Origin of the sequence: Lentilactobacillus fungorum, from assembly GCF_016860605.1 — a bacterium.
Taxonomy (GTDB): domain Bacteria; phylum Bacillota; class Bacilli; order Lactobacillales; family Lactobacillaceae; genus Lentilactobacillus; species Lentilactobacillus fungorum.
In genome coordinates, this window is the sequence record NZ_BNJR01000019.1 from 23,273 (window position 1) to 37,872 (window position 14,600).

Genomic DNA, 14,600 nt, shown 5'->3' on the forward strand with positions numbered 1-14,600 from the left:
CAGTTGATTAGATAAATGTCATGACGGCTGAAATAACTAACGAGCCAATCGTGGCAATAATCATAATCCAAACAAAAACTAATGTGATTTTTTGAAAACGAGTTCTCTTTTTCCGCGCCAATATTTGCACCACTTTCTCAATGTATTCCATAAACAGTTTAACTATCATTATGAGTCAATGCAACACGTTTTGTCAAAATAGGAGGGCAGATTCATGCATCTTTATCCGTGGTTGACCGCTACCGGGACATTTATTTTTCAATTTTTTATTTTATTAATGGTGGCATTGCTCACCCGGGCGCTCAAAAAATGGTTAGCTGCCAGGTCGCGCGTTAAGCTTAGCCCATTGGATTTTTGGCCGCCATTACTACTGGTCTTTATCCATCAGCTGAGTCAAAATGGATTTGCCGAGTCCTATATTCCAGAGGTTGTGATTGTCTGGTTGGGAATTTGCTTAATTGTTTTATTATGGCGGATTTTTAGCGATGAAACGCTGACTTATAAGAAGTTCTTTGTTTTTTTCTGGCGATTTAGTGATTTATTCTTATTCGTCTGTTGGTTTGTGGTTGCAATTGACGTGATTATTCAGAAATTTTAATAATTTTTAGCGCTACTTTTAGGACCAATGAAGGTGATTAACGACCTTTGCTGGTCTTTTTTGTCGGAACTTAGGGTGAAAAGTGTCACTTGAAATTACCGCTGATATGGCAAGATCTTGCTATAGCCAAGAAGTTTTAAAATGGATTATATGACAATCATTTTACAAAAATGGAGGGTCTGTGGTTGATAGTGGGGAATTGTGGTAGAATGTGAATGCAAGTTGAAATAAAGGGGATGAGTGGATGTTCATGGGCGAATATCAACATAATATCGACGCCAAAGGACGACTCATTATCCCCGCTAAGTTTCGCCAAGATCTTGGCAACAAATTCGTTGTCACTCGTGGAATGGATGGATGCTTATTTGGTTATCCCATGACCGAGTGGCAGAAGATTCAAGGTAAAATTGATGACCTGCCAGTAAACAAAAAGGACGCCCGCTACTTTACCCGTTTCTTCTTTTCAGCAGCTACTGAGTGCGAATTTGATAAACAAGGGCGAATTAATATTCCAAATGTGTTAAGGCAATACGCTAAGATTGAGAAAAAATGCGTCATTGTCGGCGTTTCCAATCGCTTTGAGGTTTGGAGTGATACCCGCTGGAGTGATTTCAGTGAGGACGCAGAGAAAAACTTTAACGAGATTGCTGAAAATATGATGGACTTTTAATGATTCATGAATCAAAAGGGGGTGGCCAAATGCCACAATTTGAGCATGTAACCGTTTTATTAAACGAGGCCGTTGATGGCCTTCAAGTTGATCCGGCTGGTACATACGTGGATGCAACGCTAGGTGGTGGGGGCCATTCCAGCAAAATATTAGCGAGACTCAAAACGGGTCACTTGTATGCGTTTGACCAAGACGAAGAAGCAATTGCTTATAATCAAAAACACCTTAAGGCCGAGTTTGATAATCATCGGCTGACCTTAATTCACGATAATTTTAGAAATTTAACCAAAGCCCTCCAAGAAAACGGCGTGGCCGAAATTAATGGGATCGTCTATGACTTGGGCGTTTCTTCCCCTCAATTTGATGATGCTAGCAGGGGGTTTAGTTACCGGTTTAACGCCCGTCTGGACATGCGAATGGATCAAGATAACCCAGTGGACGCTTGGAAAGTGGTCAATGAATGGCCATATGAAAAACTCGTGAGAATTTTTTACCGCTATGGCGAAGAGCGATTTTCCAAGCAAATTGCCAGACTAATTGAAGAACGTCGAAAAAGCCATTCGATTGATACAACGGATGACTTGGTCGCGGTTATCAAAGATGCAATTCCAGCAGCGGCCAGACGTCATGGCGGCCATCCTGCAAAAAAAGTTTTCCAAGCGATTCGAATCGCGGTTAACGACGAATTATCTGCGCTGGAAGACTCACTAGAACAGGCAATTGATTTATTGGGAGTTGGCGGTCGTATTTGTGTGATTACGTTTCAATCACTGGAAGATCGACTCGTTAAAACAATGTTTAGAGAAAAAACGTCGTTACCAGAGTTGCCACCTAACTTACCAATTATTCCGGAAGGCATCAAACCAAAGTACAAGCTAATCACTCGTAAACCTATTATTCCTTCAGAAAACGAATTGGAAGGAAATCATCGCTCCCATAGTGCGAAGTTAAGGATTATCGAACGAATTAAAAAATAATTTAAAAGGAAGAATACATAACTATGGCACAAAATAATTTAGCTCGTAAAATTGTTGAACAACCCGAAACCTATGTCTCGGCGCCTGAACAAACACCGGAAGAAGTTGTCTCTAGAAACGTTCGGGCGGCTGAACGCTTAAAACTTTCGGCGTTTGAAAAATTGCTGATTGTCAGTGGCAGTGTCATTTTAACTGTGTTAATGTTATTAGTTGTATCGTCAAAAATTGCCTTGTCAAACGCGCAACATCAGTTACAGCACGTTGATAGCCAGATTGTCAATGTTCAAAATGACAATACTAATTTAAAGCAACAAATCGGCGAGCTTCAAAGCAGCAGTCGATTAGAAAAAGTTGCCAAGCAGGGGAATATGTCACTTAAAAATGCCAATATAAGGAATGTTACCAAATGAAAGGCTCATCTGACCATTCCACAACTAAAAAGAAAATTTTAAAAAATCAGAAGATTGTGGGCGTTTGCCTCTTTTTTCTTTTTATCGGGATGTTTGTGTTGCTGTCATCACGATTATTAGTGATCGCGGTGGGAAAAAACGTCAAAAATGTGAATTTAAATGATCAGGCCCAAAAGCTGTATACGCAGACCCAAACCCTCAAAGCAAGGCGCGGGACTATTTATGATGCTGATGGCAACCCAATCGCAGAAGATACAAGTACATATTCGCTTTATGCCGTGTTGGATAAAAGCCAGCGTGGTCTTAATAACAAGCCGCTATACGTTGTTAATAAACAAAAAACAGCCAAAGTGCTTGCTAAATATTTGCCGATTTCTGAAAAAAAGGCGCTCAGCATTTTATCACCCAAAAACCAACAGCCCTTCCAAGTAGAATTTGGCAGTGCGGGAACCAATATTTCGCTGATTACCAAGAAGAAAATTGAAGCGCAACATCTCCCTGGAATTAATTTTGTTCAACAGCAAGCCCGCTTATATCCAAATGGTGTTTTTTCATCTAATTTAATTGGGGTCGCTGTTTCACAAAATAATAAGAAAACTGGGACCACTAATCTTGTAGGGCAGATGGGGATTGAAAAAGCCTTTAATAATGTTCTGGCTGGTAAAAACGGCTATAAGGACGCTCAATATGACGTTTACGGGTATAAATTACCTGGACGAAAGCAAAAACAAAAACCAGTTAAGAATGGCAACAATGTTTATACAACCATTGATTCCAGGCTGCAGACGTTATTGGAAAGTGAAATGAATTCGGTTGTTTCTCAGGTCCATCCGGCAGGCATGAACGCCGTTTTGATGGACGCCAAAACCGGTAAAATTGTGGCAGCTTCACAGCGGCCCACTTTTAACGCGGCGACGCTTAGCGGCATCAATAAAGCTTGGACGAATACATTGAGTGCCGACACCTATGAACCGGGATCGACGATGAAGATCTTTACGCTATCAGCGGCGATTGATTCTGGCCATTTTAACGGTAATGATACCTATGAATCAGGTCGCTATTCAATCGATGGCAAAATTGTTCCTGATTGGAATCCGGCTGGCTGGGGATATATCACCTACAATAAGGGGTTTGCTTTATCCAGTAACGTGGCAATGGCTCACTTGGAGCAGCAAATGGGGCCGAGCACTTGGAAAAAGTATATTAAACGGTTTGGGTTCTTGAAGAGTACGAATTCCGGTTTGCCGGGAGAATTAGCCGGCCGAGCCCAGTTTAAGTATCCAATTGAGCAGGCTGACACGTCCTTTGGTCAAGGGATTGAAGTCACGACTCTGCAAATGATGCAGGCATTAACGGCGGTTTCGAATAATGGTACAATGATGAAGCCGTACTTTATCTCTAAAATTACTGATTCAAGTAACCGTAAGATAATCAAACAGTACGGCAAACAGGTTGTTGGCCACCCGATTAGTGCAAAGACTGCTAAAAAGGTACGTCAACACATGCAAGATGTCGTTTATAAGAGCTATGGAATCGGCCAGGATTATAAAATTAAAGGTTATCGTGTTGCTGCCAAGACGGGGACTGCCCAAGTCAGCAATGGTTATGGCGGCTACGCTTCTGGTGACGACAGTTATTTATACTCTGTAGCGGGGATGGTTCCAGCTAATAACCCACGTTATGTGATGTTTATTACAATGAAGCAGCCTCAACTGACTGGGACCAAAACGGCCACGCAGCTGTTGGCAGAGATTTTTAAACCAGTGATCACCAGAGCCTTGCAAAACGCCAATACCAAGCAGACAACCGTTAAGAAAACGTTGCCGTCAGTCTTGTATCAAACGGCGGTTACGGCCAAGAAGACACTTAACGAAAAGGGCTTTAACGTCGTCTCAATTGGCAATGGTGGCACGGTTGTTAAGCAATCTCTTGCAGCAGGTCAAAAGGTAAGTGAGCAAAAGCGCGTCTTTATTTTGACAAATAAGGATTGGAAGATGCCAAGAATTATCGGTTGGAGCAAGTCAGATGTTGAAGCATTTTGTAAGCTGACAGGGATTCGACTAGAATCAACTGGCAGTGGCTATGCAGAGAGTCAAAGTATCAATTTCTCAAAGACAATTACTGGAAAAGAAACACTAAAAGTTAATTTTGAATAGGTTAAGGATGGGTTAGTAGAATAATGATGAATTGGGCGGTACCGTTACTAAGTGGCTTTGTGATTACGGCAGGGTTTATGCCGAGCTTAATTAACTATTTTAGAAGAAAGCACGAAGGGCAAATGATTCGAGAAGAAGGCCCAACGTGGCATGAAAAAAAATCCGGGACACCGACAATGGGCGGTATTTTGTTCATTGCGGCAACGGTGGTTACCGATTTGATATGGGCTTCGATTCAACACATTTTGAACCCGACGCTGTTAATTTTATTGTTTGTCCTCATTACATATGGCTTAATTGGAATGTGGGACGACTCAATTAAGCTGTTTAGGCGTCAAAACGAGGGGCTTAAAGCCTGGCAGAAACTTTTGGGACAAATTGTTGCCGCCGTTATTTTTTCTGGTGTTTATATCCATGAAGGCTTTCCAATGGCGTTTAAGGTACCATTTGCTCATGATCTAACTGTTTCGTACTGGTATATTCTATTTATCATTTTTTGGCTGGTAGGGTTCTCTAACGCGGTCAATTTAACGGATGGACTGGATGGACTGGTTTCTGGTTTGGGCATTATTTCATTTGGTGCGTACGGTATCATTGCTTTGGCACAACACCAACAAGAAGTTGCCATGTTTTGTTTGACAATTGTTGGTGGGCTACTGGGATTTTTCATTTTCAACCACAAACCGGCCAAGATATTTATGGGTGATATGGGGTCACTGGCCCTTGGCGGTGCTTTAGCCTGTGTCTCAATTTTAGTTCATCACGAGTTTTCACTATTGATTATTGGTATAATCTATGTTGGCGAGACTGCCAGCGTTATGATTCAAGTGGCGTCATTTAAGTTGACCGGCAAACGCGTCTTTAAGATGACCCCCATTCATCATCATTTTGAAATGCTCGGCTGGAGTGAGTGGAAGATAGACATTGTGTTCTGGTTAATCGGGTTAATTGCCGCTGTTGCCAGTGTCGTCACGATTGTGTAAAGGTTGGAACCAAACGGCTGTTTTGGATCCAGCCTCTTTGACTATAAAAGACTGAGCGAAGCAAAGCGTTTAGAAAGCACCGAGTTGGCTAGGCCTTTCAGAATTGTCGGTTAAGCCTAGCTTTAGGTGTTTAGCAGAGTTGTTAAAAAATAAACGAGGGAATTGATTATGAAAGCGATAGACGATTATAAAAATAAAAAAGTATTGGTTTTAGGTGCTGGCAAAAGCGGGACTCATGCGGCCGAAACGCTGCAAGAACTCGGGGCCAACGTCACTTTAAGTGATGAAAAACCGGCTAGTGAATTACCGGAAGTCCAAGAACTCAACGATCGAGGAATTGAGACGCTCACTGGTAAGCAGCCAGCGGATATTTTAGACCGCGGCTTTGACTTAATGGTTAAAAATCCGGGGATCCCTTATGATAACCCGGTTGTGAATTCAGCAGTTAACCATCACCTACCGATTATTACTGAAGTTGAATTGGCTGCCCAAATTACTGACGCTGAAATTGTGGGTGTTACTGGCAGTAATGGTAAAACAACAACGGTAACGATGATCACTAAAATTTTGAACGAAGAACGACCAAAGGGAAAAGCATATGCCGCTGGTAACATTGGCATCTCAGCGACAGAAACGGCTAAAAAAGCAACAAAAGACGATACAATTGTGATGGAGCTTTCAAGCTTTATGTTACTGGGGATTAAGAGCCTTCACCCTCATGTTGCGGTTTTAACTAATATTTTTTCCAATCACTTGGACTACCATAAGACTCGGGAAAACTACGTCAATGCTAAGATGCGGATCACAATGAACCAGACGCCAGCCGATTATTTTGTCGTTAACTTTGACTCAGATGAATGGCGACAATTAAGTCATCGTAGTCAAGCTCAGGTTGTGCCATTTGCGCGAACTTCCGAGATTGACCATGGTGCCTATGAAAAAAACGGTAAGCTGTATTATAATGACGAATTTATCATGAACGCTAATGACATTAAGGTACCAGGAAAGCAAAACGTCGAAAACGCGCTGGCAGCCATTGCGACTGCCAAAGTTCTTGGTAAGTCAAACTTGGCAATCACAAATGTCTTAGAAACCTTCACGGGGGTTCGCCATCGTTGCCAATACGTGCTTGAGGCAAACGGCCGAAAGTTCTATAACGATTCCAAGGCAACTGATATCGAAGCAACTCAAATGGCCCTTGAAGGATTTGATCAACCAGTTGTCTTAATTGCTGGTGGCCTAGATCGGGGATATACGTTCGATAAAATGATTCCTCAATTCAAACAGCACGTGAAAGCGGCGGTTCTGTTCGGACAAACAGCGGATTTGTTGGCTGACTCCCTGCAAAAAGCCGGCATTGAACACATTCAAAAAGTTGCCAGTTTAGATGAAGCCGTACCAGCGGCGTACGCTGACAGTGCTGACGGCGATATTATTCTGTTATCGCCAGCCAATGCCAGTTGGGATCAGTTCAAAAATTTTGAAGTTCGCGGCGATGAATTTATTAAAGACGTTGAAAAATTGACCCATAAACAGGAGGAAAACGGATGAGACTAATCATTTCTGGTGGGGGGACCGGTGGGCATATTTACCCGGCCCTGGCAATCATCGAAGACCTGTTGAAGCAAGAACCGGATTCGAAGGTCCTTTATGTGGGGTCAAGAAGAGGATTGGAAAGTGCGATTGTCCCTAAGCAGGGGATTGATTTCATGGAATTAGAAATTCAAGGCTTCAAGCGGTCTTTGTCCTTTGAGAACTTTAAAACAATTGCGCTATTTTTGAAAAGTGTTCACAAGTCAAAACAAATTATTAAAGATTTTAAGCCAGACGTTGTGATTGGAACGGGTGGTTATGTGTCGGGAGCAGTTGTTTATGCTGCGGCCAAAGCCCATATTCCAACGATCATCCATGAACAAAATAGTGCCGTTGGGCTAACAAATAAGTTCTTAAGCCATTATGTTGACAAAATCGCCATTGGTTTTCATGAAGCGGCTAAGCAGTTTCCAAAGCAAAAAGTGGTGTTCGCGGGTAATCCGCGAGCCCAGCAAGTCGCTAATATGAAAAGTACGTTTAAGTGGTCGACAGTTGGGTTAAAAGACGATAAGCCAACGGTCTTAATCTTTGGTGGCAGTCAAGGCGCCCCGGCAATTAACAATGCCGTCATTGAGGCGATCAGTGAATTCAATAAACGGGCGTACCAAGTCGTCTTCATCACTGGTCAAAAGCGATACGATTCCGTGATACAGCAACTCGATAAGGTACGAATTAGTGATAATGTTAAAATTTTGCCTTACATAGATAATATGCCGCAGGTTCTGCCAAAGGTGGCTTTAATTGTCGGCCGGGCGGGGGCGACAAGTATTGCAGAAATCACGGCATTGGGAATTGCAGCAGTGCTGATTCCAAGCCCGTATGTGACGGCGGATCATCAAACTAAAAATACAATGAGCTTGGTTAATCGCGGAGCGGCGCTCATGATTAAACAGCCTGACCTAAATGGTCAAAGTTTACTTAAATCTGTTGATCAACTCATGCATGATTCGGCAGAACGTGAGAAAATGGCAACTAACTCTAAGAAAATGGGTGTGGTTGATTCAGCTGATAAAATTTTGGACTTAGCGAGATCGTTGATTCGTTAATGAGCTGCTGGGGGTAGATGATCGTGGGATCGAAAAATGAAATTCCAGAGTCAAAAAAAGGCCTGTTTCGTCGTTATCAAATTAGAAATTTGAAAAAGATGTCACCCTTAATTATTGTGGTACTTTTGATTATTCTGTTCATGGCCTTTTTAATCTCACCATACAGTAAAGTTCAATCGGTTAAGGTTTCTGGTAACGAAATTATTAGTGTGAAGCAAATTAAACAGTATTCGTCAGTAAAGATTGGCACGTCACTTTTCTCAGTTTGGGGGAAAGAAAATAAATTGGCCCGCGCCTTAAAGAATCGGAGCCAACGAATGCAAACTGTTCACCTTAAGCTAGTTCATTTTAATCAGGTTAAAATTAGGGTTGAAGAGTATCCCACAATCGGGTATCTTTATGTTCACAAAGGATATGAACCTATTTTGCAAAGCGGTGTGATTATCAAAACCAAGGTGCTTAATCCTAGAGCCGGTTTTCCGGTTTTAAAAAAGTTTCATGAACCTAAGAAATTGCGGCGAACCATTAAACAGTATCGTCGGATTGATCCGCCAGTTCGTGCAGTGATTAATACGATTAGTTTTTCACCGACAAAGAGCAATCCGGATCGAGTCTTTCTGCAAATGACGGATGGCAATAAAGTGTACGCCTCAATTAGCAGTTTTGGTGATAAGATGGATTATTATCCAAGTATCAGTGCGAAGCTTAAAGTTAAGAGTATGATTAATATGGAAGTGGGCGCTTATTCGTATCCAATTACAAAAAATAAGTCAGCTGCGAATACGCATACAGCGCAGGCTTATTAGTATCAATTAATCTTTTTCCATAGTTATGATTGTGTTAAACTTGTGTTATGTTCAGAAAATATTCTAGATGTGGAGGTTCCTTACATATATGGATAATTCGGGTTTATATGTGGGACTTGATATAGGAACTACCTCAATAAAAGTGATTGTTGCAGAAAAAGTCAAAGGGCAATTGAACGTTATTGGTGTGGGAAATCAGCCTTCAAATGGATTGAGCCGTGGTGTGATCGTTGATATTGATCAGGCTGGCGAAGCGATTAGAAGGGCTGTTAATCAAGCTCAAGAAAAAGCAAGTATTGAAATTAAAGACGTAATTGTCAGTGTTCCGGCAAACATGCTGAAGATTGAGCCATGTAATGGGTTAATTACCCTAGATGACCAATCTAGAGAAATTACCGAAGAAGATGTTCGAAACGTTGCTGCATCGGCTCTAGGAACAAGTCTGCCAACGGAACGCGAGATCATTGATATTCAACCAGAAGAATTTATTGTCGATGGGTTTGATGGCATTAAAGATCCAAGGGGAATGGTTGGTGTCCGATTAGAAATGCGCGGTAAGCTTATCTCCGGTTCAAAAGGGATTATGCATAATTTACAAAAGGCCGTTGAAAAGGCTGGTTTAAATATTATGTCAACCGTTTTGACGCCATTAGCTGAAAGTCACGAAATGTTAAACGATGGCGAACAGGATTTTGGCACGATTATCGTCGACTTAGGCGGGGGTCAAACAACCGCGTCAGTTATTCACGATCACCAGTTGAAGTATGCGACGACCGACCCAGAAGGTGGGGCATATATCACAAAAGATATTTCGATCGTGTTGAACACATCCATGAATAGCGCCGAAAAGATTAAGCGCGATTATGGGTATGCTGATTCACTGCAAGCATCAGCAGATAATGAATTTCCCGTTGATGTTGTAGGTCAATCAGAGCCAACGTACATTGATGAACGCTACCTTGCAGAGATTATCGAGGCCCGGCTTAGTCAAATCTTTGATCGGGTCAAGGATCGATTAAATCAAATTCAAGCGCTGGAGTTGCCGGGAGGAATTGTCCTTACCGGGGGTGTCGCCGCCCTTCCAGGAATTGCCGAATTAGCCGCTGACCAGTTCAACACCAACGTCAGAGTCTATATTCCTGATCAAATGGGATTACGACATCCATCATTTACGGCTGCATTGTCCTTGGTCTCTTATTTTGCCGATTTACCGGACGTTGATATGATTGTTAGATCAGCTGTTGGTGCCACTTTAACCAAGGTTCCAAAGCTAGCCAATTCGCAAGAACCGCAGATTCCCGCAACAGAAAAGCCAAGTAAACCAAAACGACAACAAAAGAAGAAGCGTGGCGAAGGAATCAGGAATTTCTTTAGCGATTTCTTTGATTAATCAGGCACTTTACGGAGGTAAAAATAATTATGGAGTACTCACTAGATTCCACCGATAATCACGGTGCAAATATTAAAGTTATTGGTGTCGGCGGCGGCGGAAGCAACGCTGTTAACACAATGATTAATGCAGACGTTAAGGGCGTTGAATTCATTGTCGCCAATACAGATGTTCAAGCCTTGGCAACTTCCAAAGCTGAGACCAGGATTCAACTAGGACCGAAACTAACTCGCGGACTCGGCGCAGGCTCAAATCCAGACGTTGGTGCTAAAGCTGCTGAAGAAAGCGAAGAGGCCATTACCGAAGCCCTAGAAGGAGCCGACATGGTCTTTGTTACCGCTGGAATGGGTGGTGGAACCGGTAATGGTGCCGCTCCCATTGTTGCTAAAATTGCCAAGGACCAAGGTGCTTTGACGGTTGGGGTTGTTACCAAACCTTTTAGTTTTGAAGGCCCAAGACGGGTTAAATACGCTGATCAAGGGGTTGCTCAACTTAAGGAAAACGTTGATACGTTGATTGTTATTTCGAATAACCAACTGCTTGAAATGGTTGATAAAAAGACACCAATGATGGATGCGTTTAAAGAAGCTGACAACGTTTTACGTCAAGGGGTTCAAGGGATTTCTGATTTAATTACCAGTCCCGGGTACGTCAACCTTGACTTTGCCGACGTTAAGACTACAATGCAGAATCAGGGATCTGCTTTAATGGGAGTTGGAACCGCTAACGGTGAAAACCGGACAGCTGAAGCAACAAAGAAAGCCATTTCTTCACCATTGTTGGAAGTCTCAATTGATGGGGCCGAACAAGTTCTGCTTAATATTACCGGAGGCCCTGATTTATCATTGTTCGAAGCTCAAGATGCTTCAGATATTGTGTCACAAGCGGCTACTAGTGATGTTAACATTATTTTTGGGACGTCAATCGATGAGTCACTTGGTGATGAAGTTCGGGTAACCGTTATTGCAACTGGTATCGACAAGAAGCGTGCGGATGAGGGCAGACTAGCTTCGCGGCGAACACGAACTGCTCGACCTCAGGGAAGTGCTCGGCCGCACTTGGATGAGCGTAATAATTCCGGCGCCGCCCGTAGTAACTCTAAAGCTGCACAACAAAGCGACCCGCTTGGTAATTGGGATATTCGAAAGCAGCCGGCAGCTACCCGACCTTCAATCAATGAAGATAACGAGTTTGACGACGTTGAAAAGAAGGATTTTGATCCTTTCCAACCAGATGTTTCTGATGATGCTAACAATAAGAATGATGATTCACAAGACGATATTCCACCGTTCTTTAAACACCGTCGTCGTAGCTAACAAAGTGATGTGATCGGTATTTATCTGAGAGGTGGATGCGAAAGGAAACGACATGCCACAAAAATTTAACCTTGCTAATTTTTTCGGGATGGAGTCGGATCAACCCAGGACGACCAATGCTGATAATGAAAAGCCAACCGATAATGTGGTGCTGATGAATAAACAACCGATTGACCCCAGTAAAATCATTGTATTTGAACCGATTAATTATACCGACGTGGATACAATCGCCCAAAAATTGCTGGAGGATAGTGCCGTGATCGTCAAATTAAATAAGCTTGATGTTAATTCATCAGCGAGGATGGTTGATTTCTTAAATGGGGTTTTATTCGCCATTCACGGTTCAATCAACCGATTGGACAAGGATATCTTCCTGTGCTCCCCCAAAAAATTCCAGGTCACTAAGTAAACAACTCATGTAAAAATAAGGAGCGATCGATTGCAAAATATGATTTATTATACCGCTCAAATCATTAACCAGTTAATTAGTGTTTATATGCTGGCAATTGTGATTTATGCACTGATGAGCTGGTTCCCTAATGCTTACGGGACGGCCCTTGGCAGATTTTTGGCCCGGATCGTCGAACCTTTTGAGCGCTTATTTAATTTCGCAACCATTGGGATGATTAGCTTAGCGCCGCTGGTTGCTTTGGCTGTTTTGACGTTTGTTCAGTATGGGGTTACTTACGTGGCCAACTTACTGATCAGTTTCGTCGCTTATTAATAAAAGAGGGGTATTACCGTGGTGGATTCTAACGTGTCACAACATTATCGACCAGATGAATTACCGTTTCTTGAGTCGATAGATAGTTTGAGCGGAAGAGTTGAAAATGAATATCGGCCAATCCTGACTAATTTTTTAAATCCGAGACAACTGTATATTCTTGAGACGATTGTTAACCGATATGATGGCATTACTTTTAAAACGTATGGGGGCTTTGCCGAAGCTGAAATGAAGCGGGCAATTGCGTTTCCGGAATACTTCACGCCGCAAAGTGATGATTTTAATATTACGGCTTTCCAAATTGATTATCCCAGTAAATTTGCAACGTTATCGCACGGCCAGATTTTAGGCTCGTTAATGGGAGCCGGGATTGATCGAGACGTGATCGGTGATATTATTACGGACGGCCTTAATTGGCAGTTTATGTGTGAATCTGAAATGGCTGATTATGTTCGCTCACAGGTTGACAAAATTGGCAAAATTAAGATTAAATTAAAACAAGTTAAGCCAGAAGCGATCATCCACCCAGTTGATGAGAGTGAGGAAGTGACGACAACCGTTGCTTCCAGGCGAGTCGATGCCCTTGTAAGTGAAGGGTTCCATATTTCTCGCCATCACGCTAAGGAATTAATCGATGGTGGTGCAGTTCGCATTAACTGGGTAACTTCTGATCGACCAGATTTAGAGCTTTCGATTCAAGATATTGTTTCTGTTCGTGGATTTGGCCGGATTGTCATCAAGGATATTTTAGGCGTTACCAAAAAAGATAAGATTCGGATTGTGATCGATGTGTATAATCGAAATAAATAGGAGGGATTGATTCACCATGGTTTTAAGTCCACAAGACATTCATAATAAGGAATTCTCTACCAAATTGCGGGGATATAATATTGATGAGGTCAACGATTTTTTAGACCAAATCATTAAGGATTATCAAATTGTATTACAAGAAAATAAAGACTTGTCTGGCCAACTTGCCGAATCAAAGGATAAGTTGTCGTATTTTAATGACCTCAAGGATTCTTTAAACCAATCAATCTTGGTTGCCCAAGAAGCGGCTGACAAAGTTAAGACGAATTCCAAGAAAGAAGCGGAAATTACGAATCGCGAGGCGCAAAAAAAAGCCGACGATATCTTAAACGCTGCTGATGAAAAGGCCAATAATATTTTGGAGGAAGCTTCCAGACGGGCTAAGAAGTTGGCTATTGAAACGGATGATTTGAGAAAGAACACCCGGGTCTTTAGGCAGAGATTGCAAGTCATGTTGGAAAGCCAACTTGAAGTTATCAAGGGATCTGACTGGGATCATTTGGTCGAAGAAACCCCAACGACGACGTATGAAGATATTGAAAAGGTTGTGGGTGACCTTGACAACACCTCAAATTCAGGGGTAGAATCAAGAACCAAACAGGATAATCATACAGACGTAGTAGAAGATGCAGTGAATGTTGATGATCCAAATGAAACGGTTGTTTATTATCCAGATGATGCAAATAAATAATTTAATCGATTAGAGACCAGAAAGTTATTAACCGATACATCAGCGAGCTAAAGATGGTGAAAGTTTAGCAGTCACCGGTTAATTAATCGATCACCTCTAGTACATAAATCGATTGTTGTTGAGAGAATTGACAAATTCTAAAATTGGGTGGTACCACGAAAGTCTTCGTCCCTTGTGACGGGGGCTTTTTTTGTACAGAGTGCAAAACCAAGCGCTTAGGAACCGTAGCATAAGTTTCCTCTATCAGAAATCCCCGGGTTTGGGATTTGTGATAGAGGTGCTTATGTGGAGGTTCCTGCTTGGTGGCGCACGTTTCAGCCGGGTAGCCTGCAAATTTCTAAGAGAATCCCCTGTTTCCAAAATTAGGATTTCATCATCGAATCAAAAGCGTCTTTGAGAATAAGTAAGCCGTCATTGCCTTGGAACCCAT

Annotated in this window: 16 protein-coding genes; 15 read left to right on the plus strand and 1 reads right to left on the minus strand. The window is 42.2% G+C overall.

Annotated elements, in window-relative coordinates; all coding sequences use genetic code 11:
* Positions 1 to 7 precede the first annotated feature (7 nt).
* A complete protein-coding gene (locus YK48G_RS12130) occupies positions 8 to 151 on the minus strand; it encodes a DUF4044 domain-containing protein (protein WP_232365376.1) in 144 nt (47 codons plus the stop codon).
* Positions 152 to 214: 63 nt separating this feature from the next.
* Here YK48G_RS12130 and YK48G_RS12135 point away from each other — a divergent pair, with 63 nt between their 5' ends.
* The 15 genes from YK48G_RS12135 to YK48G_RS12205 all read left to right on the plus strand — a co-directional run bounded on the left by YK48G_RS12135 (position 215) and on the right by YK48G_RS12205 (position 14,170).
* Entirely contained in the window at positions 215 to 598 is a 384-nt protein-coding gene (locus YK48G_RS12135) for a DUF3397 domain-containing protein (RefSeq protein WP_203630973.1), read from the plus strand.
* A gap of 244 nt (positions 599 to 842) precedes the next feature.
* Positions 843 to 1,268 carry a division/cell wall cluster transcriptional repressor MraZ gene (gene mraZ / locus YK48G_RS12140; RefSeq protein WP_203630974.1) on the plus strand — a complete coding sequence of 142 codons (426 nt, stop codon included), beginning with the start codon at positions 843 to 845 and terminating at the stop codon, positions 1,266 to 1,268.
* 29 nt (positions 1,269 to 1,297) lie between these two features.
* Positions 1,298 to 2,245: a 16S rRNA (cytosine(1402)-N(4))-methyltransferase RsmH gene (gene rsmH, locus YK48G_RS12145; RefSeq protein WP_203630975.1), complete on the plus strand. Its 948-nt coding sequence runs from the start codon at positions 1,298 to 1,300 to the stop codon at positions 2,243 to 2,245.
* 23 nt (positions 2,246 to 2,268) lie between these two features.
* Entirely contained in the window at positions 2,269 to 2,655 is a 387-nt protein-coding gene (gene ftsL / locus YK48G_RS12150) for a cell division protein FtsL (protein ID WP_203630976.1), read from the plus strand.
* Positions 2,652 to 4,811 carry a penicillin-binding transpeptidase domain-containing protein gene (locus tag YK48G_RS12155; RefSeq protein ID WP_203630977.1) on the plus strand — a complete coding sequence of 720 codons (2,160 nt, stop codon included), beginning with the start codon at positions 2,652 to 2,654 and terminating at the stop codon, positions 4,809 to 4,811. The genes ftsL and YK48G_RS12155 overlap by 4 nt, the downstream gene beginning before the upstream one ends.
* Positions 4,812 to 4,834: 23 nt before the next feature.
* Positions 4,835 to 5,794: a phospho-N-acetylmuramoyl-pentapeptide-transferase gene (gene mraY, locus YK48G_RS12160; protein ID WP_203630978.1), complete on the plus strand. Its 960-nt coding sequence runs from the start codon at positions 4,835 to 4,837 to the stop codon at positions 5,792 to 5,794.
* A 168-nt stretch (positions 5,795 to 5,962) separates the two neighbouring features.
* Positions 5,963 to 7,345 (plus strand): UDP-N-acetylmuramoyl-L-alanine--D-glutamate ligase, encoded by a 1,383-nt coding sequence (murD, locus tag YK48G_RS12165; RefSeq protein ID WP_203630979.1) that lies wholly within the window; start codon positions 5,963 to 5,965, stop codon positions 7,343 to 7,345.
* Positions 7,342 to 8,433, plus strand: a complete 1,092-nt coding sequence (murG, locus tag YK48G_RS12170; RefSeq protein WP_203630980.1) for an undecaprenyldiphospho-muramoylpentapeptide beta-N-acetylglucosaminyltransferase — start codon at positions 7,342 to 7,344, stop codon at positions 8,431 to 8,433. Before murD ends, murG begins: the two co-directional genes overlap by 4 nt.
* A 17-nt stretch (positions 8,434 to 8,450) precedes the next feature.
* Positions 8,451 to 9,239, plus strand: a complete 789-nt coding sequence (locus tag YK48G_RS12175; RefSeq protein WP_203630981.1) for a cell division protein FtsQ/DivIB — start codon at positions 8,451 to 8,453, stop codon at positions 9,237 to 9,239.
* Between the two features lie 88 nt (positions 9,240 to 9,327).
* Positions 9,328 to 10,629, plus strand: a complete 1,302-nt coding sequence (gene ftsA, locus YK48G_RS12180; RefSeq protein ID WP_203630982.1) for a cell division protein FtsA — start codon at positions 9,328 to 9,330, stop codon at positions 10,627 to 10,629.
* 29 nt (positions 10,630 to 10,658) lie between these two features.
* Complete coding sequence (gene ftsZ, locus YK48G_RS12185; protein WP_203630983.1) at positions 10,659 to 11,945, plus strand: cell division protein FtsZ; 1,287 nt, start codon at positions 10,659 to 10,661, stop codon at positions 11,943 to 11,945.
* A gap of 52 nt (positions 11,946 to 11,997) precedes the next feature.
* Entirely contained in the window at positions 11,998 to 12,354 is a 357-nt protein-coding gene (locus tag YK48G_RS12190) for a cell division protein SepF (RefSeq protein ID WP_203630984.1), read from the plus strand.
* A gap of 39 nt (positions 12,355 to 12,393) precedes the next feature.
* Positions 12,394 to 12,669, plus strand: coding sequence for a YggT family protein (locus YK48G_RS12195; protein WP_203631050.1), 276 nt, complete (start codon positions 12,394 to 12,396; stop codon positions 12,667 to 12,669).
* 33 nt (positions 12,670 to 12,702) lie between these two features.
* Entirely contained in the window at positions 12,703 to 13,479 is a 777-nt protein-coding gene (locus YK48G_RS12200) for a YlmH family RNA-binding protein (protein ID WP_232365375.1), read from the plus strand.
* Between the two features lie 16 nt (positions 13,480 to 13,495).
* Entirely contained in the window at positions 13,496 to 14,170 is a 675-nt protein-coding gene (locus tag YK48G_RS12205; RefSeq protein ID WP_203630986.1) for a DivIVA domain-containing protein, read from the plus strand.
* The last annotated feature ends 430 nt before the right edge of the window (positions 14,171 to 14,600 follow it).